Raw genomic sequence first — 23,076 nt, forward strand, 5'->3', positions numbered from 1 at the left:
CCGTGGTCTCTGCGATCTGGCCGGGAACGGCCTACCCGCTGGGTGCCACCTATGACGGTGCGGGAACCAACTTCTCATTGTTCTCGGAGGTGGCCGACAGAGTCGAACTGTGCCTGATCGGCAAGGACGGCAGCGAGGACCGAATCAATCTCGACGAGGTCGACGGTTACGTCTGGCACGCCTATCTACCCACCGTCACGCCCGGGCAGCGCTACGGCTTTCGGGTGTACGGTCCGTGGGCGCCCAACGCCGGTCACCGGTGCGATCCGTCCAAGCTGCTGCTCGATCCGTACGGCAAGTCGTTTCACGGTGACTTCGACTTCAGCCAGGCCCTGTTCTCCTACGATCTGGAGGCGGCCGACCTCGCCTCGGGTGGCACCCCGCCGATGGTGGATTCGCTCGGCCACACGATGACCAGCGTCGTAATCAACCCGTTCTTCAACTGGGGCTCCGATCGGGCGCCCAACACCCCGTACCACGAGACGGTGATCTACGAGGCACACGTCAAGGGCATGACCAAGACCCATCCCCGGATTCCGGAGGAACAACGGGGCACCTACGCCGGGCTGTGCCATCCGGTGATCATCGACCACCTCAAGTCGCTCAACGTCACGGCAATCGAACTGATGCCGGTGCACCAGTTCATGCACGACCACCGCCTGCTCGACCTGGGCTTGCGAAACTACTGGGGCTACAACACGTTCGGGTTCTTCGCCCCGCACCACGACTACGCGGCCAACCCGAGCGTGGGCGGTGCCGTCGCCGAATTCAAGAACATGGTCAGGTCGTTCCACGAGGCGGGTATCGAAGTCATCCTCGACGTCGTCTACAACCACACCGCAGAAGGCAACCACCTGGGTCCCACCATCAACTTCCGCGGTATCGACAACGCGGGCTATTACCGTCTGCTCGACGGCGACCTCAAGCTCTACAAGGACTTCACCGGTACCGGCAACAGCCTCAACGTCCGGCACCCGCACTCACTGCAACTGATCATGGACTCGCTGAGGTACTGGGTGCTCGACATGCACGTCGACGGGTTCCGCTTCGACCTGGCGTCGACGCTGGCGCGCGAGTTCTACGACGTCGACCGACTGTCGGCGTTCTTCGACCTCGTCCAGCAGGATCCGGTGATCAGTCAGGTGAAGCTCATCGCCGAACCGTGGGACATCGGCGAGGGCGGATATCAGGTCGGAAACTTCCCTGGTTTGTGGACCGAGTGGAACGGGCAATACCGCGACACTGTGCGTGACTACTGGCGGGGAGAACCCGCAACACTCAACGAATTCACCTCACGACTGACCGGGTCGTCCGACCTCTACGAGGCGACCGGACGGCGGCCGAGCGCGAGCATCAACTTCGTCACCGCGCACGACGGCTTCACGCTGGCGGACCTGGTGTCCTACAACGAGAAGCACAACGAGGCCAACGGTGAGGACAACCGGGACGGCGAGAGCCACAACCGGTCGTGGAACTGCGGCGTCGAGGGCCCCACGGAGGATCAGGCGATCCTGGATCTGCGCGCCAAGCAGATGCGCAACATCCTGGCCACCTTGATGGTGAGCCAGGGCACGCCCATGCTCAGCCACGGCGACGAATTCGGTCGTACCCAGCACGGCAACAACAACGTCTACTGCCAGGACTCCGAGATCGCGTGGATGGACTGGACGCTGGCCGAGACCAACGCAGACCTGATGACGTTCGCGCGCACGGTGACCGGACTCCGCAAGGACCACCCCGTGTTCCGGCGCCGGCGGTTCTTCGACGGCAAGCTCACCCGAAACGGCGACGAGGACATCCGCGACATCGCCTGGCTGACCAAGGCCGGCGTGCCGATGACCGACCAGGACTGGAACTCCGGGTTCAAGTGCGTGGCCGTCTTCCTCAACGGTGACGCGATTCCCGCGCCGGACGCCCGCGGCGAACGCGTGGTCGACGACACCTTCCTACTCTGCTTCAACGCGGACCCCGCGCCCGTCGAGTTCACGGCCGCCGAGGGTGACTACGCGGACGAGTGGACGGCCGAAATCGATTCCGCCACACCGACTGGCAGCAGCGTGCTGGTGGTGAAGGCCGGCGAGACGTTCGTCGTGCAGAGCCGCTCGATCATCGTGCTACGGAAGACGGCCTGACCCATGACGATCCTCTCGACATATAGGTTGCAAATGCGTGGCGCCGCGAGCGGGCAGGCGTTCACCTTCGCCGATGCGCTCGAGCAGGTGGACTACCTCCACGACCTCGGCGTGTCCCACCTCTACCTCTCCCCCATCCTGACGGCGGGCGAAGGCTCCACCCACGGTTACGACGTCACCGACCCGACGACGGTCTCTGAGGCGCTCGGTGGCGCCGACGGCCTGGCCCGGCTGTCGGCGGCGGTGCGCGCGCGTGGGATGGGTCTCATCGTCGACATCGTCCCCAACCACGTGGGTGTCGACGACCCGCGACAGAACGCCTGGTGGTGGGACCTGCTCACCCACGGCCGCGAGTCGCGCTACGGGTCGTACTTCGACATCGACTGGACGCTGGACCCCGAGCAGCGGATCGTCCTACCGGTCCTCGGTGACGACGGTGACGTCGACGACCTGGTGGTCGACGGGGACCTGCTGCGGCTCGGTGACCGTGCGTGGCCGATCGCTCCGGGTACCGGTGCCGGGACCGCCGAGGAGGTCTACGCGCGCCAGCACTACAAGCTGATCGGCTGGCGGCACAACGTGTGTGGCTACCGTCGGTTCTTCTCGATCACGTCATTGGCGGCACTGCGCCAGGAGGACAAGGTCGTCTTCGACGCCACCCACGCCGAGGTCAAGCGGTGGTTCACCGAAGGCCTGGTCGACGGTATTCGGATCGACCATCCCGACGGATTATCCGATCCCGCAGGCTATCTCGAATGGCTACGTGAACTGGCCGGCCCCGAGGCGTGGATCGTCGTCGAGAAGATCCTCGCACCCGACGAGACCCTCGAACCCTCTCTGCCGGTCGAGGGAACCACGGGCTACGACGCCTTGCGGGACATCGGCGGCGTTCTGGTCGACCCGGCCGGTGCGGGCGAGACGGAGCCGCTAGAAGCGACGATCCGCCAACTGAAGGTCGCCACCGCCACCGAGACGTTGGCCAGTGAACTTGCGCGCGTCCGCCGGGCCATCGTCGCGGCCGTCGGGGTGGACCACCCGCGACTGCCCGACGCCGTGGCCGCCCTGCTGTCACACATCGGGGTCTATCGGTCCGACTATCGCGGCCTGGCTGCCGTGATGCCGACCGCGCTGGCCGAAACCGCTGCGGCAGAGCCCGATCTCAGCGAGGCCCTGCAGGTGGTGGCCGCCGCTCTGAACCACGTCGAACCCGCCACCAGGATCCAGCAATTGTGCGGCGCGGTGACCGCCAAGTCCGTCGAGGACTGCCTGTTCTACCGGGATGCCCGCCTGGTGTCCCTGAACGAGGTCGGTGGCGAACCGGATCGCTTCGGCGTCAGTGGCGCTGAGTTCCACCACAGTGCGGCGTTGCGAGCGGCTTATTGGCCGTCGGCGATGGTCACGTTGTCGACCCATGACACGAAGCGCAGCGAGGATGTGCGCGCCAGGATCGGCGTGCTGTCGCAGGTGCCCGGCCTGTGGACCGAGTTGCAGAAGTCATGGACTGCGATCAGCCCACCGCCGGACCCGGCCACCGGAGCCTTCTTGTGGCAGAACGCCTTCGGCGTGTGGCCCGCGGACGGTGTCGTGACCGACGAGTTGCGGTCCCGGCTGCACGCGTACGCGGAGAAGGCGATCAGGGAAGCAGCGCTCCACACCAGCTGGAACGAGGCAGACGAGGAGTTCGAAGGCGCGGTGCACCGATGGCTGGACGAAATGATCGACGGTCCGGTCGGGGTGGAGATGAGCGGCCTGGTCGCCCAGTTGGACGGCCACGCGCAGAGCGACTCCCAGGTGCAGAAGCTGTTGTCCCTGACGGTGCCCGGCATTCCGGACGTGTATCAGGGCACCGAGCTCTGGGATGACAGCCTCGTCGATCCCGACAATCGCCGGGCAATCGACTATCCAGCACGTCGCAGAGAGCTGACTGCGTTGAGCGACGACAAGATTCGCATCGTCGCAGCGGCGTTGCACTCGCGCGCCGAGCGCCCCGATAGCTATCTTGCTGGTGATTACACACCCGTACTCGCCGAGGGCACTGCCGCCCGTCACCTGCTCGCGTTCGTGCGCGCCGACGACGTCCTCGTCGCCGTCCGGCGCTGGACGGTTCAGCTTTCCGAAACCGGTTGGGGCGATACCTCGCTGATCCTGCCCGACGGTGAATGGGTTGACCGCCTGACCGGCCGGACCTTCGGCGGCCGGGTCGATGCCGCCGAACTCTTCGCCGACCTGCCCGCAACACTTCTGGAGCGCCGCCTTGCCTGATCACGAATTCGCCGTCTGGGCACCGAGACCCGAGCGCGTGCAGCTCGACGTCGACGGCGTCCTTCACCCCATGACGCCGTCCGATGACGGCTGGTGGCGGGCCATCTTGGACGCCCACGTGGACAGCCGGTACGGCTTCGTCCTCGACGACGACGACACGGTGCTCCCGGATCCCCGGTCGCCGCGGCAACCCGACGGCGTGCACGAGCGCTCGCAGTTGTGGGACCCCTCGACGGTGGCGTGGACCGACTCCGGCTGGACGGGTAAGTCGATCGAGGGCGCGGTGATCTACGAGCTGCACGTCGGCACGTTCACCGCCAACGGCACGTTCGACTCCGCGATCGAAAAGCTGGACTATCTGGTGGATCTCGGCGTGGACCTGGTCGAGCTGATGCCGGTCAACTCGTTCAGCGGGACGCGCGGCTGGGGCTACGACGGTGTGCTCTGGTACAGCGTCCAGGAGAGTTACGGTGGGCCGGACGGTTTGGCTCGACTCATCGACGCCTGCCATGCCCGCGGCCTCGGCGTCCTCATCGACGCGGTCTTCAACCACCTCGGGCCGTCGGGCAACTACCTGCCGAACTACGGGCCCTACCTGACCGAGGCCAACACCGGCTGGGGCCAGGGCATCAACGTCTCCGACGCCGATGCGGACGAGGTCCGTCGGTACATCCTCGACTGCGCACTGCGCTGGATGAGGGACTTCCACGCCGACGGTCTGCGGCTGGACGCCGTGCACGCCCTGGCCGATCACACGGCGTTCCACATCCTCGAGGAGATGTCGACCGAAACCGATGAGCTCGCAGCACAATTGGGTCGTCCGCTGGCGCTGATCGCGGAGAGCGATCTGAACGACCCGCGCCTCATCACGCCTCGCGACCGGGGCGGGTACGGCATGACCGCGCAGTGGGACGACGACATCCATCACGCCATCCACACGGCGGTATCGGGTGAACGCCAAGGCTATTACTCCGACTTCGGCACGCTCGAGGCCTTGGCCGACACGCTGAAGAACGGCTACTTCCACGCGGGCACGTACTCTTCGTTCCGGCGTCGGCGACACGGCCGCCCCCTGGACACGGCGACGATTCCCGCCACCCGTCTGCTCGCCTACACCTCCGATCACGATCAGGTGGGCAACCGTGCGATCGGTGACCGGCCGTCGCAGAACCTCGACTTCGGGCAGCTCGCCGTCAAGGCGGCGCTGGTCCTCGCGTCCCCCTATACGGCGATGCTGTTCATGGGTGAGGAATGGGCGTCGTCGAGCCCGTTCCAGTTCTTCACCTCGCACCCGGAGCCGGAGCTGGCGCGGGCCACCGCCGAAGGGCGCAAGGCGGAGTTCGCCCACCACGGCTGGGATGCCGACGAGATCCCCGATCCGCAGGAGCTCGAGACGTTCTCGCGATCCAAGCTGCAGTGGGACGAAGTCGACACCGGCCACCACGCGCGACTGCGCGAGCTGTATCGCGCGCTAATCGCGTTGCGCCACGACGAGCCTGACCTGGCCGACCCGTGGCTCGACCACATGCGCGTCGACTACGACGAGTCGCAGCGCTGGATCACGTTGCATCGCGGCGCCTTCGCCATCGTGTGCAACGTCGGCCCCGACCCGGTCACCGTGCCCGTCTCCGGCGAATTGGTGTTGGCGTCGGACGAACCCGCGATCACCGACGAGACCACGCTGCCGGGGCATTCGTTTGCGATTCTGCGAGCTGTCAAGGGTTGATCCACAACGGTCGGTGCTGTGGACAACTCGCCGACCGATTCTCGGGAACACCGATCATTCGTGGGATGACGACTCGAGAATTCCTCCCCATCCCGCCCACCGACACCGCCACCGACCCCATCGGATCGCCCGCAGACCTTCAGCAGAGATGGCGAGCGCTCATGGGACCGCTGGGATTCCGTGAATCCCTGCTGCAGTTCGTCTTCGTGGGTCCGGATCGCCGAATGCTCAAGGTACTCAGTGAGATCCCGCTGCCTGCGCGGCCCGATCCCGACCTGATCGGCGATCTCGTCATGGTCCTCCGGGACATCCTGGCCACGTCCCCCCTTGGTACCACCGTGGCTTTCCTGCTCACCAGACCGGGCGTCGGCGCCATCACCACTGCCGATCGGTGGTGGTCGTCGGTTCTGACCAGAGCCGCCGCCGACGCCGGGGTTCCCATCGAGCCGGTCTTCCGCGCCAACGACGAGCATCTCGTTCGGGTGGAGCCCGCCTAGGTCAGGTAGCGGTAGGCGGGCGAACCCGGCTCCAACGCCTCCACGTGCATCTCCGATGCGCGCATCCGGGCCATCAAACCCTCGAAGTCTGCCGCTGACCCCAGTTCGATGCCGACCAGCGCCTCGCCGGTCTCACGGTTGTTGCGCTTGACGTACTCGAACAGGGTGACGTCGTCGCCCGGGCCGAGCACCTCGTCGAGGAAGCGTCGCAGCGCGCCCGGCTCCTGAGGAAAGTCGACCAGGAAGTAATGCTTGAGGCCGAGGTGCACCAGCGAGCGTTCGAGAACCTCGTTGTACCGGGACACGTCGTTGTTACCGCCCGAGATCAGGCACACGACAGTCGATCCCGGCTCGACGGTGCCCTCCGAACACGCTTCCATCAGCGCCGCCACCGACAACGCACCCGCGGGCTCGGCGATGATGCCCTCGTTCTGGTACAGATCGAGCATCGCCGTGCATACGGCCCCCTCGTCGACGGAGGTGATCGACACCATGTCCCCGGAGGCCGACAGCACCGCGAACGGCAGCGCACCGGCACGCGCGACCGCTGCGCCGTCCACGAACTGGTCGACGTGGTCGAGGGTGACCGGTTCGCCGTTGGCCAGGGCCGCCACCATCGCCGCCGCACCTGCGGGTTCCACGCCCAGCACCGAGGTGCTGGTGGTCCGCTCCGCGAGATAGGTGGTGATGCCGCTGATGCAGCCTCCGCCTCCGACGGGGACGATGACGAGGTCCGGTTCGGCGTCCAACTGCGCGAGGATCTCGACCGCGATCGTGCCCTGGCCGGCCATGGTGCGCAGGTCGTCGTAGGGCGGCACGAGGGTGGCCCCCGTCCTGGCCACGTCGGCGAGGGCGGCCGCCGCGGCGACGTCATAGGTCGCGCCGCCGACGATCAACTCGATGAACTCGCCGCCGTGATAGCGGATTCGGTCCCGCTTCTGCTTCGGCGTCTTGGCGGGCACGTAGACACGGCCGTGGATCCTCATCGAACGGCAGGCCAGCGCGAACCCCTGGGCGTGGTTGCCCGCCGACGAGCAGACCACGCCCGCCGCGATCTCCTCGGGCGTCAGCTGCATCAGCAGGTTGTAGGCGCCGCGGAGCTTGTAGCTGCGGACGACCTGCAGATCCTCCCGCTTGAGGTACACCTGAAGTCCCGTCATGGCCGACAGTCGATCGCTGAACTGCAGCGGGCTGACGGAGACCACCTTCGAAATTCGCTGAGCGGCCGCGTCGATGTCCGAGGCGCCGAGCGGCGCGGGACGACGAGAGGTCTGACTCAGTTCGGCGGACACCGATCAATGGTGCCACTCCCCACTCGTCCTGCGAAAACGGGTGGAGTGCCGGGCGGGAGGACCCCGCGAGGTAATTCCGACACGTCGATCCACAATCAGGGTTTCGGCTGGCCGAAATCAAGGTTACGAGCTATCGTGAACACATGACCACGTCGACGGAAGTCCGCATCGCAGACGTCCCTTGGCCTGCCCACAAGCTGCTCGCGCTCGCGGTCGGCATCTTGGTGTTCGTCGCCGTCGGGCTGTTCACCGCCAGCGCGGGCCCGGCCGTGCTGAGCGCCGCTGCTGCCGCCGCGCTGATCGGGCTCGGCCACGCCGTGCTCGACCGCTCGGACGTCTAGCTCGACGCCTCCACCAGCAGGCGCAAGGTCTCGAGATCGGCCGCCACCAAGGCGGCGTCGGCCTCGAACGCCGCATCCGTGACGCCGGCAAGCCGTCGTAACGTGAACACCACTTCGCACCCACCCCTATCGGTCCCCGCCGGGATGACGCGCATCGGGTTGTAGACCTCCTCGCCGGAGGGCAGCCGAACCACGTGGTCGAGGACCCCGAAGTCGTTGTGGGGTGCGAACCGAACCTCGGCGTCCGCCAGCGTGGGATCGGCCAGCCCCGCCGCCCACCGCGGCAGGTTGCCGGGATCGACGGCGAACGCGTACACGGCCGGCGCCTCCGCCGCGATCCACTGGCTGACGTGGCGGGACTCGAGTGTCGTGTCGTCGCTCATTCCTCCATGCTGCCCGACACACTGGGTGGGTGACCGAAGAACGCCCGCGCCAGGAGCCCGAATCCGATCGACCCACCGAGGTCGACGCCCTGGCGCACCGTGCCGAATACCTCGCCGTCGGCGCCGAGCGGCGGGTGCCGTCCTGGCTACGGCCGGGTGATCCGGAGAACCGCTGGCCCGTCTTGCTGGCGATCCTCGCGGCCATGGCCATCCAGCACTCGATTCCGGTGCAGTACACGGTGCTGCCGCGGTGGCCGCTGATCATCATGGAGTTGCTGCTGCTGGTGGTGATGCTCCTCATCAACCCCGTGCGACTGTCGCGGCCGACCACCATCGGGAGATGGGCCAGCCTCGTCCTGACGGCGGCGATCACCGTCGACAACACCGCGTCAGCCGTCGTCCTGGCCAAACGCATCCTCACCGGCGAGGTGAGCAACAATGCCGCCGTGCTGCTCGGCGGCGGCGTCGCGATCTTCGTCACCAACGTCATCGCCTTCGGCATCTGGTACTGGGAGCTCGACCGCGGGGGCCCGTTCGCCCGACACGCCGGGGAGCGTTTCTACCCCGACTTCCTGTTCCCACAGATGACCGATCCCGACAAGGCCAGACCGGACTGGCGTCCGACCTTCGTGGACTACCTATACGTGAGCTTCACCAACGTGGTGGCCTTCTCCCCCACCGACACCATGCCGTTGGCTCGCTGGGCCAAGGCCATGATGACGGTGCAGTCGCTGGTCTCGATGACCACGATCGCGCTGGTCATCGCCCGCGCCGTCAACGTGTTGGGTTAGCCGCCGAGGCAGCCGGGACCCAGCAGTGCCTTGAGCTCACCCATCAATGCCGAGGACGGCGTCACCCGCAGCGCCTGATCCAGTTCGAGCGTGGTGATGCGGTCGCCGCTGATCAGCCTCAACCGCACCTGCGACGTGCCGGGATGGTTGGCGAGTACCTGCTTGAGCGCGCCCACCTTCTCGACGGTGCACTGGCGGGTCGGCAGACTCACGGCCACGGGCCGATCCGCCTGAGCGCTCGAGAAGTCGGGCACCACGAGGTCGTTCGCGATCAGTGACAGCCGATCGTCGCGCGAGTTCACCTTTGCGCTGATGATCACCACCGTGTCGTCGGCGATGTCCGCTCCGAACGTCGAGTACGTGTGCGGGAAGAACATCACCTCGATGCCACCGGTGAGATCCTCCAATTGCGCTGAGGCCCAAGGCATTCCGTTCTTGTTCACCCGCCGGTTCACGGACGCCAGGATGCCGCCGACCCGGACCTGCGCCTCGTTGGGCACGTCGCCGTCGAGGATCGCCGGGATTGGGGTGTCGACCTGCGCCGCCAGGAGGTGGGCGACGCCGTTGAGCGGATGGCCGGATACGTAGAGGCCCAACATCTCCCGCTCGAGGGCGAGCTTGTGCTTGTCCTCCCACTCGTCCTCGGGCACCCGGATGGCGAACACCGCATCGGTCGCGGTGTCGGCGCCGCCGAAGAGGTCGAACTGGCCCATCGCCTCGGCCTTCTTGGTGCCGAGCACCGAGTCGACCGCATCCGTGTGGATGAGGAACAGGCCCTTGCGGGAGTGGTCCAGCGAATCGAACGCCCCGGCCTTGATCAACGATTCCGTCACCTTCTTGTTGCAAGCGGTGACGTCGATCTTGTTCAGGTAGTCGGAGAAGTCGGTGTACTTGCCCTTGGCGCTGCGCGTGTTGATCAGCGAGCCGACGACATTGGCTCCGACGTTGCGGACGGCTCCCAAGCCGAAGCGAATGTCGACACCGACCGAGGCGAAGTTCAATTCCGACTCGTTGACGTCGGGCGGCAGCACGGTGATGCCGAGCCTGCGGCAGTCCGCCAGGTACACCGCCGCCTTGTCCTTGTCGTCCCCGACCGAGGTCAGCAGGCCCGCCATGTACTCGGCCGGGAAGTTCGCCTTGAGGTACGCCGTCCAATATGACACCAGCCCGTAGCCGGCGGCGTGCGACTTGTTGAACGCGTAGTCGGCGAACGGCAGCACCGTATCCCAGAGGGCCTTGACGGCTGCGGCGGAAAAGCCGTTGCTCTTCATGCCCTCGGAGAAACCCTCGTACTCCTTGTCGAGCACTTCGCGCTTCTTCTTGCCCATGGCCTTGCGCAGGATGTCGGCTCGGGCGAGAGAGTAACCCGCCACCTTCTGCGCGATGCGCATGATCTGCTCTTGGTAGACGATCAAACCGTAAGTCTCCGAGAGAATTTCGCGCAGCGGCTCTTCCAGCTCCGGGTGGATCGGTTTGATGGCTTGTCGGGCGTTCTTGCGGTCGGCGTAGTCGTTGTGCGCGTTGACGCCCATGGGACCGGGCCGGTATAGCGCAATCACGGCGACGACGTCCTCGAAGCCGGTGGGCTGCATGCGCCGGAGCAGGTCCCGCATGGGCCCGCCATCGAGCTGGAACACGCCGAGCGTGTCCCCGCGACCGAGCAGTTCGAAGGTGGCCGGATCGTCCAGCGGCACGTCGTCCAGATCCAGCTCGATGCCACGGTTGGCACTGATGTTCTGCAGTGCGTCGCCGATGATCGTCAGGTTGCGCAGACCGAGGAAGTCCATCTTCAACAGGCCGATGGCCTCACACGACGGGTAGTCCCACCCGGTGATGACGGCACCATCCTGCGGCCGCTTCCACAGCGGGATCGCGTTGACGAGGGGCTCGCTGCTCATGATCACGGCGCAGGCGTGCACACCCGCGTTGCGGACCAGACCCTCGAGGCCGCGAGCCGTCTCGTAGATGGTTTGCACGTCCCGATCCGTCTCGATCAGGCTGCGCACCTCGGCGGCTTCCTTGTACCGCTCGTGGGTCGGATCGGTGATCCCCGACAGCGGGATGTCCTTGGCCATGATCGGCGGGGGCAGCGCCTTGGCTATCCGGTCGGCGATCGCGAAGCCGGGCTGCCCGTAGTGCACGCGCGCCGAATCCTTCAGTGCCGCCTTGGTCTTGATGGTGCCGAACGTGATGACCTGAGCCACCCGGTCGCTGCCCCACTTGTCGGCGGCATAGCGCACCATCTCACCGCGCCGACGGTCGTCGAAGTCGATGTCGATATCGGGCATCGACGCACGCTCGGGGTTGAGGAAGCGCTCGAACAGCAGGCCGTACTTGATGGGGTCGATGTTGGTGATCGTCAGCGCCCAGGCCACCAGCGAACCCGCCGCCGAGCCACGGCCCGGCCCCACCCTGATGTCGACCGAGCGCGCGTAGTTGATCAGGTCGGCAACGATGAGGAAGTACGACGGGTAACCCTTGTCGCAGATGACCTTGCTCTCGAACTCGGCGCGGTCGACGTACTCCTGGGGCACCCCATCCGGAAAGCGACGGGCCAGGCCGGCAGCCACCTCGTGCGCCAGCCAGGACGCCTGATCGTGACCCTCGGGAACGGGGAACACCGGCATCCGGTCACGGGGCGCCCACACGTCGGCATACGACTGCACCCGCTCGGCGATCAGCAGCGTGGAGTCGCAGGCACCGGGCACCTGGTCGTCCCACATCTTGCGCATCTCAGCCGCGGACTTGAGGTAGTAGCCGTCGCCGTCGAACTTGAACCGCGTCGGATCGGTCAGCGTCTTCGCGGTCTGCACGCACAGCAGGGCTTCGTGATTGTGGGCGGCTTCGCGCGTCACGTAGTGGCAGTCGTTGGTGGCCAGCGGCGGGATGCCGAGCTTGTTGCCGACCTCCAGCAGCCCCTCGCGGACGCGCCGTTCGATCTCGATGCCGTGGTCCATCAGCTCGAGGAAGTAGTTCTCCGGCCCGAAGATGTCGCGCCACTTGGCCGCCGACTCCAACGCCTCGCGGGTGTGGCCGAGCCGCAGCCGGGTCTGCACCTCGCCCGACGGGCAACCCGTGGTGGCGATGATGCCCGAGGCGTTCTCCGCGATGATCTCGGCGTCCATCCGCGACCACTTGCCGAGCTGGCCCTCGAACGACGCGAGCGAGGACAGCCGGAAGAGGTTGCGCAGACCCGTCGCGTTCTCGGCGACCATCGTCATGTGGGTGTAGGCGCCGCTACCGGAGACATCGTCGGACTTCTGGCTGGGATCACCCCAGAGCACGCGCTTGGTGTCGAACCTCGATGCCGGGGCGATGTACGCCTCGACGCCGATGATCGGCTTGATGCCGAACTCGACCGATGCGTTGTAGAACTCACTGGCGCCGAACATGTTTCCGTGGTCGGTCATGCCCATCGCGGGCATCTCGAGGCGCTGGGCCTCGGCGAACATGGGCTTGACCTTCGCGGCACCGTCGAGCATCGAGTATTCGGTGTGATTGTGCAGGTGCACGAACGACTTGCTCATAGGGCCGTCAGTCTATGGCCGACCTCCGACGGCGCTCGGCGTGTCGGCTTTCGTGTCGCGACGGGTGGGCAATCCGCGTGACACCGTGCGGTCGAGTTGCCCGGTGACCAGACCGAGGTCGGCCGGGTCGGTGACGAAACCGGCGTAGAAGCCGACGCCCAGGAACATCGAGTGCAACACCTCGACGACCGGCCCGATGGCGGTGTCGGTGGCCAGTTCACCGCGGTCCTTCGCGCCCTGGACGAGCTCGCGGAGGCAGTCCTGGACACCGAAGCCCGCATAGGCCCGCAGTTCCGGGTTTCTGGTGGACTCCAGACGGGCGCTCACCAGGAACGCCACCTGTGACCGATCGACGGCGTCGGCGTCGCGAAGCGCCGCCACCAGGGCGGCGAACTGCTCGGCCAGCGTCCTCGGCTGACGTGCCCGGGCCATCAGATCGGCGATGAGTCCCGCCGAGTCGTCGATGAGCGTTTGGTAGATCTCCAGCCGCGAGGCGAAGTAGTAGTGCAGGGTCGGGCGACTGAGGCCGGCGCGCACGGAGATGGACTGAAAGGTGGCGGCCTGATAGCCGCGTTCGTTGATGACCAGACGTGAGGCGCGCAGGATCCGGTTGCGCGTCTCCGCGGAGTCGGAGTTGACGGGGCGTCCTCGTCGACGGGCGACCGCGATCGGCCGATCATCGCACTGAGACATGCTGGCAAACGGTATTGCATTGCCAGAGTTCGGTCAACTGCTCGCGTTCGGCAAACGTCTGATCAGATACTCTGCGACGCGCGGGTCCGCCGTCAGTTCGATGGCGGTGCGGTAGGCCGCCGCGGACTCCTCCGTCCGCCCGGCGTGTTCGAGGAGGTGGGCGCGCACCACCCAGGCCGGCTGAAAGTGCTCGGCATCGAGCGCGTCGAGGCTCCGCAAGCCCGCCGGTGGTCCGTCGATGTCACCGTCCAGTGCCGCCAGTGCAACCAAGGCGCCGAGTGAGGGCGCGACCAAAACCAGTGCGCGATAGAGCAATCGCAGCGTGACGGGGTCAACCGGCGGCGCGAACGCGCGGCGGCAGTGCGCGGACTGGATGGCTGCCTCGTACTGAAACCGACCGGGCCGACCGAAGCCGTGCGCCCGCCGCAACATCTCCTCGCCGCCGGCGATCAGCGTGCGGTCCCATCGGGCCGGGTCCTGGTCGTCCAGCGGGACGAAGGAACCGTCAGCGCCGATTCGCGCGGCGCGGCGCGCCTCGGCAAGGCAGATCAAGGCGGCCAGACCCAATGCCTCGGGTTCGCCCGGCAACAGCTCGGCCACCGTCATCGCCAAGTGCATGGCCTCCGCGGACAACGCCTCGGCAGGCGCCGCGTCGGGGTTGGCGTCCCGGTCGATCGCGTACGCGCCGTACACGGCCTCCAACACAGCGGGCAGGCGCTCGGCGAGATCCTCCCGGCGGGGGACCACGAACGGGATTCCGGCGGCCCGGATCCGCCTCTTGGCCCGGACCAGGCGTTGCGCCATCGCGGCGGGTGTGACGGCGAAGGCCTTGGCGATCGTGGCCGAGTCCACCCCCAGCACGGTCTGCAACATCAACGGCGTCCGCACCGCTGGGTCGATCGCCGGGTGCGCGCAGACCAACATCAGTTCCAGCCGGCGGTCAGGAACAGCGGCCAGCTCGGGTTCGTCTGCGGCCCAATCGATCCCATCCAGCGGATCGGTCAAGCGATGGCCCGCCGATCTCTGCTGGTCGCGTTGTCGGTTGCGGGCTACAGTCAGGATCCACGCCTCGGGGTTTCGGGGAATGCCGTCGGCTTGCCAGTGGATCAGGGCCCGCTCGAACGCGTCGGCCAACGCGTCCTCTGCGGACGCGATGTCCCGGCTGGGAGCGGCCAGCAGGGCCAGGAGCCGCCCGTAGGAGCTCCTCGTCACCGCCGCGACGGCCGCCGCCACCGCCGACTGCTGCTTGGTCAGGGCTCGTACCACCCGCGACCGGCGGCATACGTACGCGTTACCGGGCGGATCTCGATCACACCCCAGCCGTTGGCCGGATTCCGCTTGGCCCACGTCAACGCTTCGTCGAGATTCGCCACTTCGATGACGAAGATGCCGCCGAGCTTCTCCTTGGTATCGGCGAACGGGCCGTCCTGGATCTCCGCCACACCGGTACGCGACGTCACCGTCGTGGTGCTCGCCACAGCGTCGAGCACCTCCGAGGTGATCAGGACCCCTGCCTCCGACAAGTCGTCGGCGTAGGCGGCGAAGGCCGCCATCGCCGGGGCCATGTCCTCGTCGGTCAGCCCGATCGACGATCCCTCTTCGTAGTGCATCAGCAGGCAGTAGCGCATGGTGTCGTCCTCGTGTCGTGTCGTCGCGGGCTCATGTCGAACTCGTCACCGTGATGACGATTCAGACGCCGCCGTTTCGACCCCTTCGGCGCCAGGGGCTGCCGACTTCCTGCCGAGGGAACTGGCAGTCATCACCGCAAGGGCGACCCAGATCAACCCGAAGCCGACCCAGCGACCCACCGGCATCGGCTCGTGCCCGATCAGGACGCCCCATGCCATCTGCAGCGCCGGATTCAAGTAGAACAACAGGCCCATGGTGATCATCGGCAGGCGCTGCGCCCCCGCAGCGAACAACAGCAGCGGCACCGCGGTCACGGGCCCCGCCAGCATCAGCAGAATGGTGTGCCCCGTGCCGTAGCCGATGAAGTGCCCGTGGCCCAGCAGTTGCAGCGCGATCAGATAGCCACCGGCCAACGGCAACGCCAGGAACGTCTCCACGGCGACGCTCACCCGCGGGTCCGCCACCACCACCTTCTTGACCAGCCCGTACAGCGCGAACGACGCGGCGAGCCCGACCGCGATGTATGGCGGCGCACCCACCTCGGCCGTCAGCACCACCACCGCGACCACGGCGAGCACCAGGGCCGCCAGCTGCCAGCGCCCGAGGCGTTCGCGGAAGACGATTACGCCGATCGCCACGGTGACCAGCGGATTGATGAAGTACCCCAGTGCCGCGTCGACGACGTGCCCGTTGGTGGCCGCCCAGATGTAGATGCCCCAGTTCACCGAGATCAGGGCCGACGCCGCCAGCAGTAGCAACCAGGTGCGGGCGCTGAGCCTGCGCAGGTCCCCCAGCCGACGCGCCACGACGAGCACCAGGAACAGGCTCAGCGCACTCCACAGGATCCGGTGGGCAAGAACCTCCAGCGAACCGGCCGGAAGCAGCAGCGGAAAGAAGCCGGGACACAGGCCCCACCAGACGTAGGCCCCGACGCCGGCCAGGACCCCGGACCGGCGGCGGGACGCGGCATCGGTCGCGCCGGTCACGAGTCGTGGTGGCGCAGCACGTCCAGCGCGTGTTGGAGGTCAGCCGGGTACGGGCTGGTGATCTCGACTCGACGTCCGTCGGCGGGATGGGCGAAGGCCAGGTAGCGGGCGTGCAGCCACTGGCGTTCCAGCCCCAGCTTGTTCGCCAGGGTCGGATCGGCGCCGTAGGTGAGGTCACCACAGCATGGGTGGTGTAGCGCGGAGAAGTGCACCCGGATCTGATGCGTGCGGCCGGTTTCCAGGTGCACGTCGAGCAGGCTGGCCGCAGCGAACGCCTCCACGGTGTCGTAGTGCGTGACGCTGTGCCGCCCGCCCTCGGAGACGGCGAACTTCCAGTCGTTGCTTCGATGGCGACCGATGGGTGCCTCGATGGTGCCGCTGGACGGATCGGGGTGCCCCTGGACGAGGGCGTGATAGCGCTTGTCCACGGTCCGTTCCTTGAACGCGCGCTTGAGCACCGTATAGGCGTGCTCGGAAATCGCCACCACCATCACCCCCGAGGTTCCGACGTCGAGCCGCTGCACGATGCCCTTGCGCTCTGGTACCCCGGAGGTCGTGATCCGGAAACCCGCGGCGGCCAGCCCGCCAAGGACCGTCGGCCCACTCCACCCGACCGATGCATGCGCGGCGACTCCGGCGGGCTTGTCGACGGCGACGATGTCGTCATCCGCGTAGAGGATGTCCATGCCCTCGATGTCGACGGGCGGATTGTCCAGTGGCGCAGGTGCTTCCGGTAGACGTACCTCCAGCCATGCGCCGGCCACCAGCCGCTCCGACTTGCCGACCGGCGCCCCGTCGAGATCGACGCCACCGTCTTCGGCGAGTGCCGCGGCGGCGGTCCTGGACAGACCGAGCAGGCGCGCCAGTCCCGCGTCGACGCGCATCCCCGCAAGCCCCTCCGGAACCGGCATGGACCGGGTGGTCATCAGTCGCGCTCGGTATCTTCGGCTACCTCGATCGGCGTGGATTCCGTTGCCTCGGCGGACGTGCGCCTGCGGTCGGTATCGAAGTCGAACCCGAACAGTGACAGCCCCACCAGCAGGATCGCCCCGCCGACGACCGCGGGATCGGCCACGTTGAACACCGGCCACCACCCGATCGAGAGGAAGTCGACCACGTGGCCACGCAGCGGCCCCGGCGATCGGAAGAACCGGTCGACGAGGTTGCCCAGCGCCCCGCCGAGGATCATGCCGAGGCCCAGCGCCCACCACGGTGACACCAGTCGTCGCCCCATCCAGATGATGCCGATGACGACGCCGGTGGCGACCAGCGTGAGCACCCAGGTGTAGCTGGTGCCCATCGAGAAGGCAGCACCGGAGTTCCGCACCAACGTCCAGGTCACGGTGTCACCGATGATCGACACCGGCTGTTGGGGCGTCAGCAGCTTGACCGCGAGCACCTTGGTCACGACGTCGAGGAGAAGGACGACGCCGGCGACCGAGAGCAACAGGCGCAGTCGGCGCCGCGGCGGCGGCGGATCGGTCTCGTCGCCCGCGGTCACGGGCTCGGCCGACCCCGTCGTTTCATCAGTCACTCGACCATCATCCCAAAGGCCTCGTGGTGAACAATCGCCGCATGAGCGAAGTCCGCGAGCGAATCGACTGCAGGTGAGCCGCGTCGTCGTCATCACCACCGGCGGCACCATCGCCACCAGCACCGGCGTCGACGGCGTCGCGCGGCCCACTCGGTCCGGCGACGACCTGACGGCGGGCCTCGACACCGCGGCCGACATCGACGTGGTCGATCTGATGGCGGTGGACAGTTCGCAGCTCGTGCCGACGGACTGGGACCTGATGACCGCGGCGGTGAGGTCGGCGGCCGCGGACGGGGCGGACGGCGTCGTGCTCACCCATGGCACCGACACCATGGAGGAGACGGCGCTCTGGCTGGACCTGACGTATGACGATGATGTGCCCGTCGTGCTCACCGGCGCCATGCGCAGCGCAGACGCCGTGGATGCCGACGGCCCCGCCAACCTCCGCGACGCGGTGGCTCTGGCCATCCGCTCCGAGGCCCGGAAGATGGGCGTGGTCGTCACCCTCGGCGGCACGGTGTGGCAGCCGCTGGGGCTGACCAAGACCGGCACGGGCTTCGTCGGCGTCGAGGTGGCGGCGACCGCACGGCAGCGGGTCTGGTTCGGCGATCTGTCCGCCGCCCATGGACCCCGTGTCGACGTCGTCGCGACGTACGCCGGGAGCGATGCGGTGGCCATCGACGCCTGCGTCGCGGCGGGCGCCAAGGGCATCGTGCTGGAGTCGCTCGGCTCCGGGAACGCCACCGCCGCGGTCATCGACGGCGTGCGCCGGGCGTGCGCGGCGGGGATCGTGGTCGTGATCTCCACCCGGGTGCCCGGCGCGCGCGTGACGGTCGGGTACGGGCCGGGCCGCATGCTGGTCGACGAAGGTGCCGTGGTGGCACCCCGGCTGGCCCCGCCGCAGGCCAGGGTGCTGCTGATGGCCGCGCTGGCGTCCGGCCGATCCGCCGCGGACGTGTTCGGTGCCTACGGAGCGCCCTCGTAGGTCGCGGTCAGCCCCTCGACGTACTCCGGCCAGTCCAGGCTGTCGACCGGGTTCGCCCGCGCGACGCGAGGGCTGTCGTGCGGCATGGTGTGCGCCTGCCCCGGTCCGCTCGCGCGGGACTCGAAGCGCACGGTCATGACGCCGTGCCCGGCGCCCTGCACCCACCCGTGCCCCAGACTCGAATGCACGACGTCGTCACCGATGCGCCAGCTCGAGACCGGCTCGGGCGGCTTGTCGACCGGGCCGGTCTGATGACTGTCCGACGCGTCGAGGTTCTGATCGAGGTCCGGGAACAGCGATTCCTGGAGGACGTCCGACAGACCCGAGAATCCCACGCCGATGAGACGGACCGGTCCGATGTCCACCGGATCGAGCAGCAGCCGACGCGCGGTGCCGATCAGCGTGGTCGCGTCGGCGGTGGCGTAGGGCAGCGTCGCGGACCGCGTGAGGGTGCTCATGTCGGACTTCTTCAGTTTCACCGTGACGGTGCGCGCGCCCCGGCCGTCGCGCTCGAGGCGCTGATGAGCGTGCTCACCGATCGGACCGGTCGCGTCACGCAACTGATCCAGCGTCCGCAGATCCTCCGCGAACGTCGACTCGGCGCTGATCTGCTTGGCGCTCAAGCGTTCTGCGACCGGTCGGTCGTCGATGCCCTGAGCCAGCAGGTGCAGCGCGGGCCCGAGGGTGCCGCCCAGGATGTCGGCGGCCTCCGTCCCACTCAGCGCGGCCAGCGCCCCCACCGTGTCGATGCCCAACCGGTGCAATTTCTCCTCGGCGACCGGCCCGATGCCCCACAACCGGCGTACCGGCAGCCCGGCCAGCAGGTCGCGTTCCTCGTCACGACGGACGACGCGGATACCGTCGGGCTTGGCCAGGCCCGAGGCGATCTTGGCGAGCTGCTTGCCCGAGCCCGCACCCACGGACGCGATCAGACCGGTCTCGTGACGCACGTGGGCACGCAACTCCTCGCAGAACCGCACGACGTCGCTGGCGTCGGCCCCGACGAGCTCGCCGGGCTCGCCGAACGCCTCGTCGAACGACAGTTGCTCGAGCACGGGCACCTTCGCGCGGACGGCGTCGAGCACCCGTCCACTGGCCACCCCGTACACGACGCCCCGTGGTGGCAGCACGACCGCGGAGGTACCGATCAGACGGCGCGCCTGATGCATGGGCATCGCCGACTTCGCGCCGTAGACCCGTGCCTCGTAGCTGGCGCCCGCGACGACACCCCTGCCGCCCAGTCCGCCGACGAGTACGGGTCGTCCGCGCAGGGTGGGTCGCGTCAACTGCTCGACGGAGGCGAAGAACGCATCCATGTCGAAGTGCAGGACCCAGCGCCCGTCCATGATGGCGATGCTAGGACGCTAGCCTGACGCACATGGTTCAGGAGGTGCCGATAGGCGACGAATCGATCCGGTTGGGCCAGTTCCTGAAGCTGGCCGATCTGCTCGACAGCGGTTCGGACGCCAAGGCGGCCATCGCGGACGGCGCGGTGACCGTCAACGGCGAGGTCGAATTGCGGCGCGGACGCCAACTCCATCCCGGGGACACGGTGTCGATCGGCGCGTCGTCGGCCCGCGTCGCCCGCGGGTGACCTGCGAGGGGCGGGTGCTCGGTGAATCATTTCGATCGACTGAATTCGCAGTGCGGTAGGCACTGACCGGACAATTGTCTACACTCGGATTCATTCGTTTTCTGCGCGCTAATTTTTCAAGGGATTCAACATGACCGTCCAAATCAAACGCGTACTGCTTGCGCTGGCATCTGGTGCGACCATGACGCTTGCGCCGATGGCGTTCTCAGCCCTGGTGGTTCCGGCGATCGGTCACGCCGACGAGTGTGCCGTCGGCGACTCCTGCAGCCCTGGCGCCAAGGGGCTCAACTGCCCCGACGGCACCATCGTCGACGAAGAGAACAGGCAGTGCGTCGACCTGGTGGCCGGCATCAGCAAGCAGCTGCAGGCGCTTCCGGCGCCGCCCTCGCTGGCTGGTGGTGGCGGCGGTTTGGGCAGCTTGGGCGGGTTGTCGGGCGGCATTCCGTCACTCGGCACCGTCAACCTGCCCGACGTGGTCCTGCCCAGCCTCGGCCTCGGCCTGGTGCCCAATCTGAACGTGGCCCTGCAACCGCAGATCGGTGGTTTCTCGGCACCTCAGGCAGCGTTGCCGAATCTGGCTGCACTGCCCGCACCGCAATTGCCACCGCCGCCGTCGATCAACCCGCTGAACCCCCTCGGCCTGCCCCCGCCACCGGACCTGACCCCCGGAATTCCGTTCATCTGACGGGCCATTTCGTCGCCAAAGTCGTTGCACGTCTATCGACGACTTTCAGTTCGTTTCGCTGAACTGTGATTATCTCGGTTGCTGGCCGCTGCGAGAAATGGCGCGTAGTTTGCCATAAGCCGAGTCGCGTGGGCCGTACGCATGGTCACGCGGGTGCCGGTAACCTGCCGTAGCGTGCCCCGCTCGATGGATCTGACGGCTGAGTCGCCGCACCCCCTGGCGCGGATCCGGTTCGCCTTCCAGAGTGAGGTCTACTGGCAGGACCGGCTGCGTGCGTTCGAGGGCGCGTCGCCGACCCTGGACTACCTGACCACCGACTCGGCGGGCCGAACGACCGTCTCGATGACGATGCGGTTCGGTGGTGACCAACTCCCGGACCCCCTGCGGCGCCTGCGGCTGGCCGGCCTGGACATCGTGCAGCGCGAACGGTGGTTCGCCGACGAGGACGGCGGCCTGCGCGGTGAGATCGGCGTCGACGCGCTCAGGACGCCCATCTCCGGACACGGTGCCGTGCTGTTGACCGCCGTGCCCCCGGGCACCCGCCTGGCGGGCACGGCGACGGTCGAGGTGGGCGTGCCCCTGATCGGCGGCACGATTGCGCGGTTCATCACGGGGCTGCTCGCCAACGGCATCGTCGACATCGTTCGCATCACGGACGCCTGGCTGGACGAGAACTAGCATGTGCGCGTGGACAACACGCTCGCGTACATCGATCAGGGCTCATTCCTCGCATTGCGGGCACTTGGTCGCGGTCCCCTGATCCAGTTCACCTGGATCTACGACCGCGCGATCGACATCGAGGCGGTACGCCGATTCCACGCCAATCTGGGGTTCGGCTTGCTGGGCAGGCGCATCGAGCGATCCGTGCTGCCATTCGGCCGGGACCGCTGGGTGACGGCACCCGGCCCGCCCGACGTCCAGATCGCGGCGCTGGACCGCGAACCCGACGACGTGTGGACTTGGGCAGACGAACGCTTGCGGCTGCCCATCGATCCGCAGTACGGACCGGCGTGGCATCTCGGCGTTCAGCCGCTGGGCGGCGGCGGCACGGCGCTGACGTTGGTGGTGTCGCACTCCGTAGGTGATGCCAAGGCCATCATCGATGCGGTTTCGGATGCCGTGCAGGGTCTTCGTCGCGATCTCGGCTATCCGCTGCCGGGCTCCCGAACTCGGCGGCAGGCTGCCCGCGAAGACGGTAGGCAGGCGTTGCGCGAAATCCCCGCGATCGCCAAGGCGGTCGCCTCCGCCGCACGCGTGGCCCGTGCGGAGAGCGAGGGTCTGTCCACGTCGGTCAAGTCGGGAGGCAGTACACGTCGCCGCCGTGACGACCGCGAGGTAGTCGCGCCGAACGCTGCGGTGTTCTTCGACGTCGACCACTGGGATCGACGCGCGAGAGAGCTTGGCGGCAGCAGCAATTCACTGTTCGTCGGGCTCGGGGCCCGACTCGGCCAGATCATCGGGCGGGTCGATGACGAAGGGCTGGTGCGGGTGTCGCTACCGGTCAGCGAGCGCGAGCCCGACGACACCCGCGCCAATGCACTGACGGCGACGACGGTGACCGTCGACCCGGCCACGGTCACCACCGACCTCTCCACCGTCCGCAAGGACCTCAAGCAGGCCCTGACGGCACTGGCCGAGACACCGAACGAACTGCTCGGGCCGTTGGCACTGGTGCCCCTCACGCCTGCCTTCCTCGTCCGCCGACTCGAGGGCATGGTGCAGCAGGTCGGTAGCCCCATCGGCTGCTCGAACCTGGGCGAGCTGCCACCGGAGATCAACCGGCCCGACGGCGGCGAAGCCGACCGCCTCACGCTGCGGATGCTCGAACCCAAGATCACCACGAAGGTCCTCGACCGCATGGGCGGCCTGCTCTTCCTGGGTTCTGGACGCATCCACGGCCAGGTCTTCGTCACCGTCGCCGCCTGGGTGGTCGGCGGCCCCAACACGCGAGCCGCCCTGCACGAGTCGGTCCGCCGGGCGATGGCCGACATGCAGCTCACCGGGCGGGTGGAGTGACCG

General features: G+C 67.5%; 21 protein-coding genes. 11 read left to right on the top strand and 10 right to left on the bottom strand.

Annotated elements, in window-relative coordinates; genetic code table 11:
* Nucleotides 1–2: 2 nt before the first annotated feature.
* The 4 genes from glgX (at nucleotide 3) to QUE68_RS15470 (ending at nucleotide 6,617) form a co-directional block, all read left to right on the top strand.
* Nucleotides 3–2,132 carry a glycogen debranching protein GlgX gene (glgX, locus tag QUE68_RS15455; protein ID WP_286274121.1) on the top strand — a complete coding sequence of 710 codons (2,130 nt, stop codon included), beginning with the start codon at nucleotides 3–5 and terminating at the stop codon, nucleotides 2,130–2,132.
* Nucleotides 2,133–2,135: 3 nt separating this feature from the next.
* Nucleotides 2,136–4,394 carry a malto-oligosyltrehalose synthase gene (gene treY / locus QUE68_RS15460; RefSeq protein ID WP_284235906.1) on the top strand — a complete coding sequence of 753 codons (2,259 nt, stop codon included), beginning with the start codon at nucleotides 2,136–2,138 and terminating at the stop codon, nucleotides 4,392–4,394.
* Entirely contained in the window at nucleotides 4,387–6,120 is a 1,734-nt protein-coding gene (gene treZ / locus QUE68_RS15465; RefSeq protein WP_284235905.1) for a malto-oligosyltrehalose trehalohydrolase, read from the top strand. Before treY ends, treZ begins: the two co-directional genes overlap by 8 nt.
* 65 nt (nucleotides 6,121–6,185) lie before the next feature.
* Entirely contained in the window at nucleotides 6,186–6,617 is a 432-nt protein-coding gene (locus QUE68_RS15470) for a hypothetical protein (protein ID WP_286274122.1), read from the top strand.
* Here the strand turns inward: QUE68_RS15470 and ilvA are convergent.
* Nucleotides 6,614–7,909: a threonine ammonia-lyase IlvA gene (gene ilvA, locus QUE68_RS15475; RefSeq protein WP_284226950.1), complete on the bottom strand. Its 1,296-nt coding sequence runs from the start codon at nucleotides 7,907–7,909 to the stop codon at nucleotides 6,614–6,616. The two genes, QUE68_RS15470 and ilvA, sit on opposite strands and share 4 nt — an antisense overlap.
* 143 nt (nucleotides 7,910–8,052) lie before the next feature.
* Here ilvA and QUE68_RS15480 point away from each other — a divergent pair, with 143 nt between their 5' ends.
* A complete protein-coding gene (locus tag QUE68_RS15480; protein ID WP_284226951.1) occupies nucleotides 8,053–8,250 on the top strand; it encodes a hypothetical protein in 198 nt (65 codons plus the stop codon).
* On the opposite strand, the gene QUE68_RS15485 is transcribed toward QUE68_RS15480, so the two are convergent.
* The gene (locus QUE68_RS15485; RefSeq protein ID WP_284235904.1) at nucleotides 8,247–8,633 is read right to left on the bottom strand and encodes an SRPBCC family protein; all 387 of its coding nucleotides are present in this window, start codon (nucleotides 8,631–8,633) and stop codon (nucleotides 8,247–8,249) included. The two genes, QUE68_RS15480 and QUE68_RS15485, sit on opposite strands and share 4 nt — an antisense overlap.
* Before the next feature lie 89 nt (nucleotides 8,634–8,722).
* Between QUE68_RS15485 and QUE68_RS15490 the strand changes: the two genes are divergently transcribed.
* Nucleotides 8,723–9,424 (top strand): hypothetical protein, encoded by a 702-nt coding sequence (locus QUE68_RS15490; RefSeq protein ID WP_284236224.1) that lies wholly within the window; start codon nucleotides 8,723–8,725, stop codon nucleotides 9,422–9,424.
* On the opposite strand, the gene dnaE is transcribed toward QUE68_RS15490, so the two are convergent.
* Genes dnaE through lspA form a run of 7 tightly spaced genes read right to left on the bottom strand, consistent with a single transcriptional unit; the run spans nucleotide 9,421 to nucleotide 17,793 of the window.
* Nucleotides 9,421–12,951, bottom strand: coding sequence for a DNA polymerase III subunit alpha (gene dnaE / locus QUE68_RS15495; protein WP_284235903.1), 3,531 nt, complete (start codon nucleotides 12,949–12,951; stop codon nucleotides 9,421–9,423). The two genes, QUE68_RS15490 and dnaE, sit on opposite strands and share 4 nt — an antisense overlap.
* Nucleotides 12,952–12,963: 12 nt before the next feature.
* On the bottom strand, nucleotides 12,964–13,644 hold the full coding sequence (locus QUE68_RS15500) for a TetR/AcrR family transcriptional regulator (RefSeq protein ID WP_284226954.1): 681 nt from the start codon (nucleotides 13,642–13,644) through the stop codon (nucleotides 12,964–12,966).
* A 33-nt stretch (nucleotides 13,645–13,677) separates the two neighbouring features.
* Nucleotides 13,678–14,910 carry an RNA polymerase sigma factor gene (locus QUE68_RS15505; protein ID WP_454786506.1) on the bottom strand — a complete coding sequence of 411 codons (1,233 nt, stop codon included), beginning with the start codon at nucleotides 14,908–14,910 and terminating at the stop codon, nucleotides 13,678–13,680.
* Nucleotides 14,895–15,272: a YciI family protein gene (locus tag QUE68_RS15510; RefSeq protein WP_284235902.1), complete on the bottom strand. Its 378-nt coding sequence runs from the start codon at nucleotides 15,270–15,272 to the stop codon at nucleotides 14,895–14,897. The genes QUE68_RS15505 and QUE68_RS15510 overlap by 16 nt, the downstream gene beginning before the upstream one ends.
* Nucleotides 15,273–15,317: 45 nt before the next feature.
* The gene (rarD, locus tag QUE68_RS15515) at nucleotides 15,318–16,259 is read right to left on the bottom strand and encodes an EamA family transporter RarD (protein WP_284226956.1); all 942 of its coding nucleotides are present in this window, start codon (nucleotides 16,257–16,259) and stop codon (nucleotides 15,318–15,320) included.
* Nucleotides 16,256–17,185 (bottom strand): RluA family pseudouridine synthase, encoded by a 930-nt coding sequence (locus QUE68_RS15520; protein WP_284226958.1) that lies wholly within the window; start codon nucleotides 17,183–17,185, stop codon nucleotides 16,256–16,258. The genes rarD and QUE68_RS15520 overlap by 4 nt, the downstream gene beginning before the upstream one ends.
* The gene (gene lspA, locus QUE68_RS15525; RefSeq protein ID WP_284226960.1) at nucleotides 17,185–17,793 is read right to left on the bottom strand and encodes a signal peptidase II; all 609 of its coding nucleotides are present in this window, start codon (nucleotides 17,791–17,793) and stop codon (nucleotides 17,185–17,187) included. The genes QUE68_RS15520 and lspA overlap by 1 nt, the downstream gene beginning before the upstream one ends.
* A gap of 73 nt (nucleotides 17,794–17,866) precedes the next feature.
* Here lspA and QUE68_RS15530 point away from each other — a divergent pair, with 73 nt between their 5' ends.
* Nucleotides 17,867–18,778, top strand: coding sequence for an asparaginase (locus tag QUE68_RS15530; RefSeq protein WP_284235900.1), 912 nt, complete (start codon nucleotides 17,867–17,869; stop codon nucleotides 18,776–18,778).
* Here the strand turns inward: QUE68_RS15530 and QUE68_RS15535 are convergent.
* Nucleotides 18,760–20,124, bottom strand: a complete 1,365-nt coding sequence (locus QUE68_RS15535; RefSeq protein ID WP_284235896.1) for a DNA polymerase IV — start codon at nucleotides 20,122–20,124, stop codon at nucleotides 18,760–18,762. The two genes, QUE68_RS15530 and QUE68_RS15535, sit on opposite strands and share 19 nt — an antisense overlap.
* Nucleotides 20,125–20,156: 32 nt before the next feature.
* Between QUE68_RS15535 and QUE68_RS15540 the strand changes: the two genes are divergently transcribed.
* The 4 genes from QUE68_RS15540 to QUE68_RS15555 all read left to right on the top strand — a co-directional run bounded on the left by QUE68_RS15540 (nucleotide 20,157) and on the right by QUE68_RS15555 (nucleotide 23,073).
* Entirely contained in the window at nucleotides 20,157–20,372 is a 216-nt protein-coding gene (locus QUE68_RS15540; RefSeq protein ID WP_284226963.1) for an RNA-binding S4 domain-containing protein, read from the top strand.
* A 130-nt stretch (nucleotides 20,373–20,502) separates the two neighbouring features.
* The gene (locus QUE68_RS15545; RefSeq protein ID WP_284226964.1) at nucleotides 20,503–21,057 is read left to right on the top strand and encodes a hypothetical protein; all 555 of its coding nucleotides are present in this window, start codon (nucleotides 20,503–20,505) and stop codon (nucleotides 21,055–21,057) included.
* 186 nt (nucleotides 21,058–21,243) lie between these two features.
* A complete protein-coding gene (locus QUE68_RS15550) occupies nucleotides 21,244–21,735 on the top strand; it encodes a DUF2505 domain-containing protein (RefSeq protein ID WP_284235894.1) in 492 nt (163 codons plus the stop codon).
* 9 nt (nucleotides 21,736–21,744) lie between these two features.
* Complete coding sequence (locus QUE68_RS15555) at nucleotides 21,745–23,073, top strand: hypothetical protein (RefSeq protein WP_284226967.1); 1,329 nt, start codon at nucleotides 21,745–21,747, stop codon at nucleotides 23,071–23,073.
* Nucleotides 23,074–23,076 lie beyond the last annotated feature (3 nt).

Origin of the sequence: Mycolicibacterium sp. TUM20985, from assembly GCF_030295745.1 — a bacterium.
Classification (GTDB): domain Bacteria; phylum Actinomycetota; class Actinomycetes; order Mycobacteriales; family Mycobacteriaceae; genus Mycobacterium.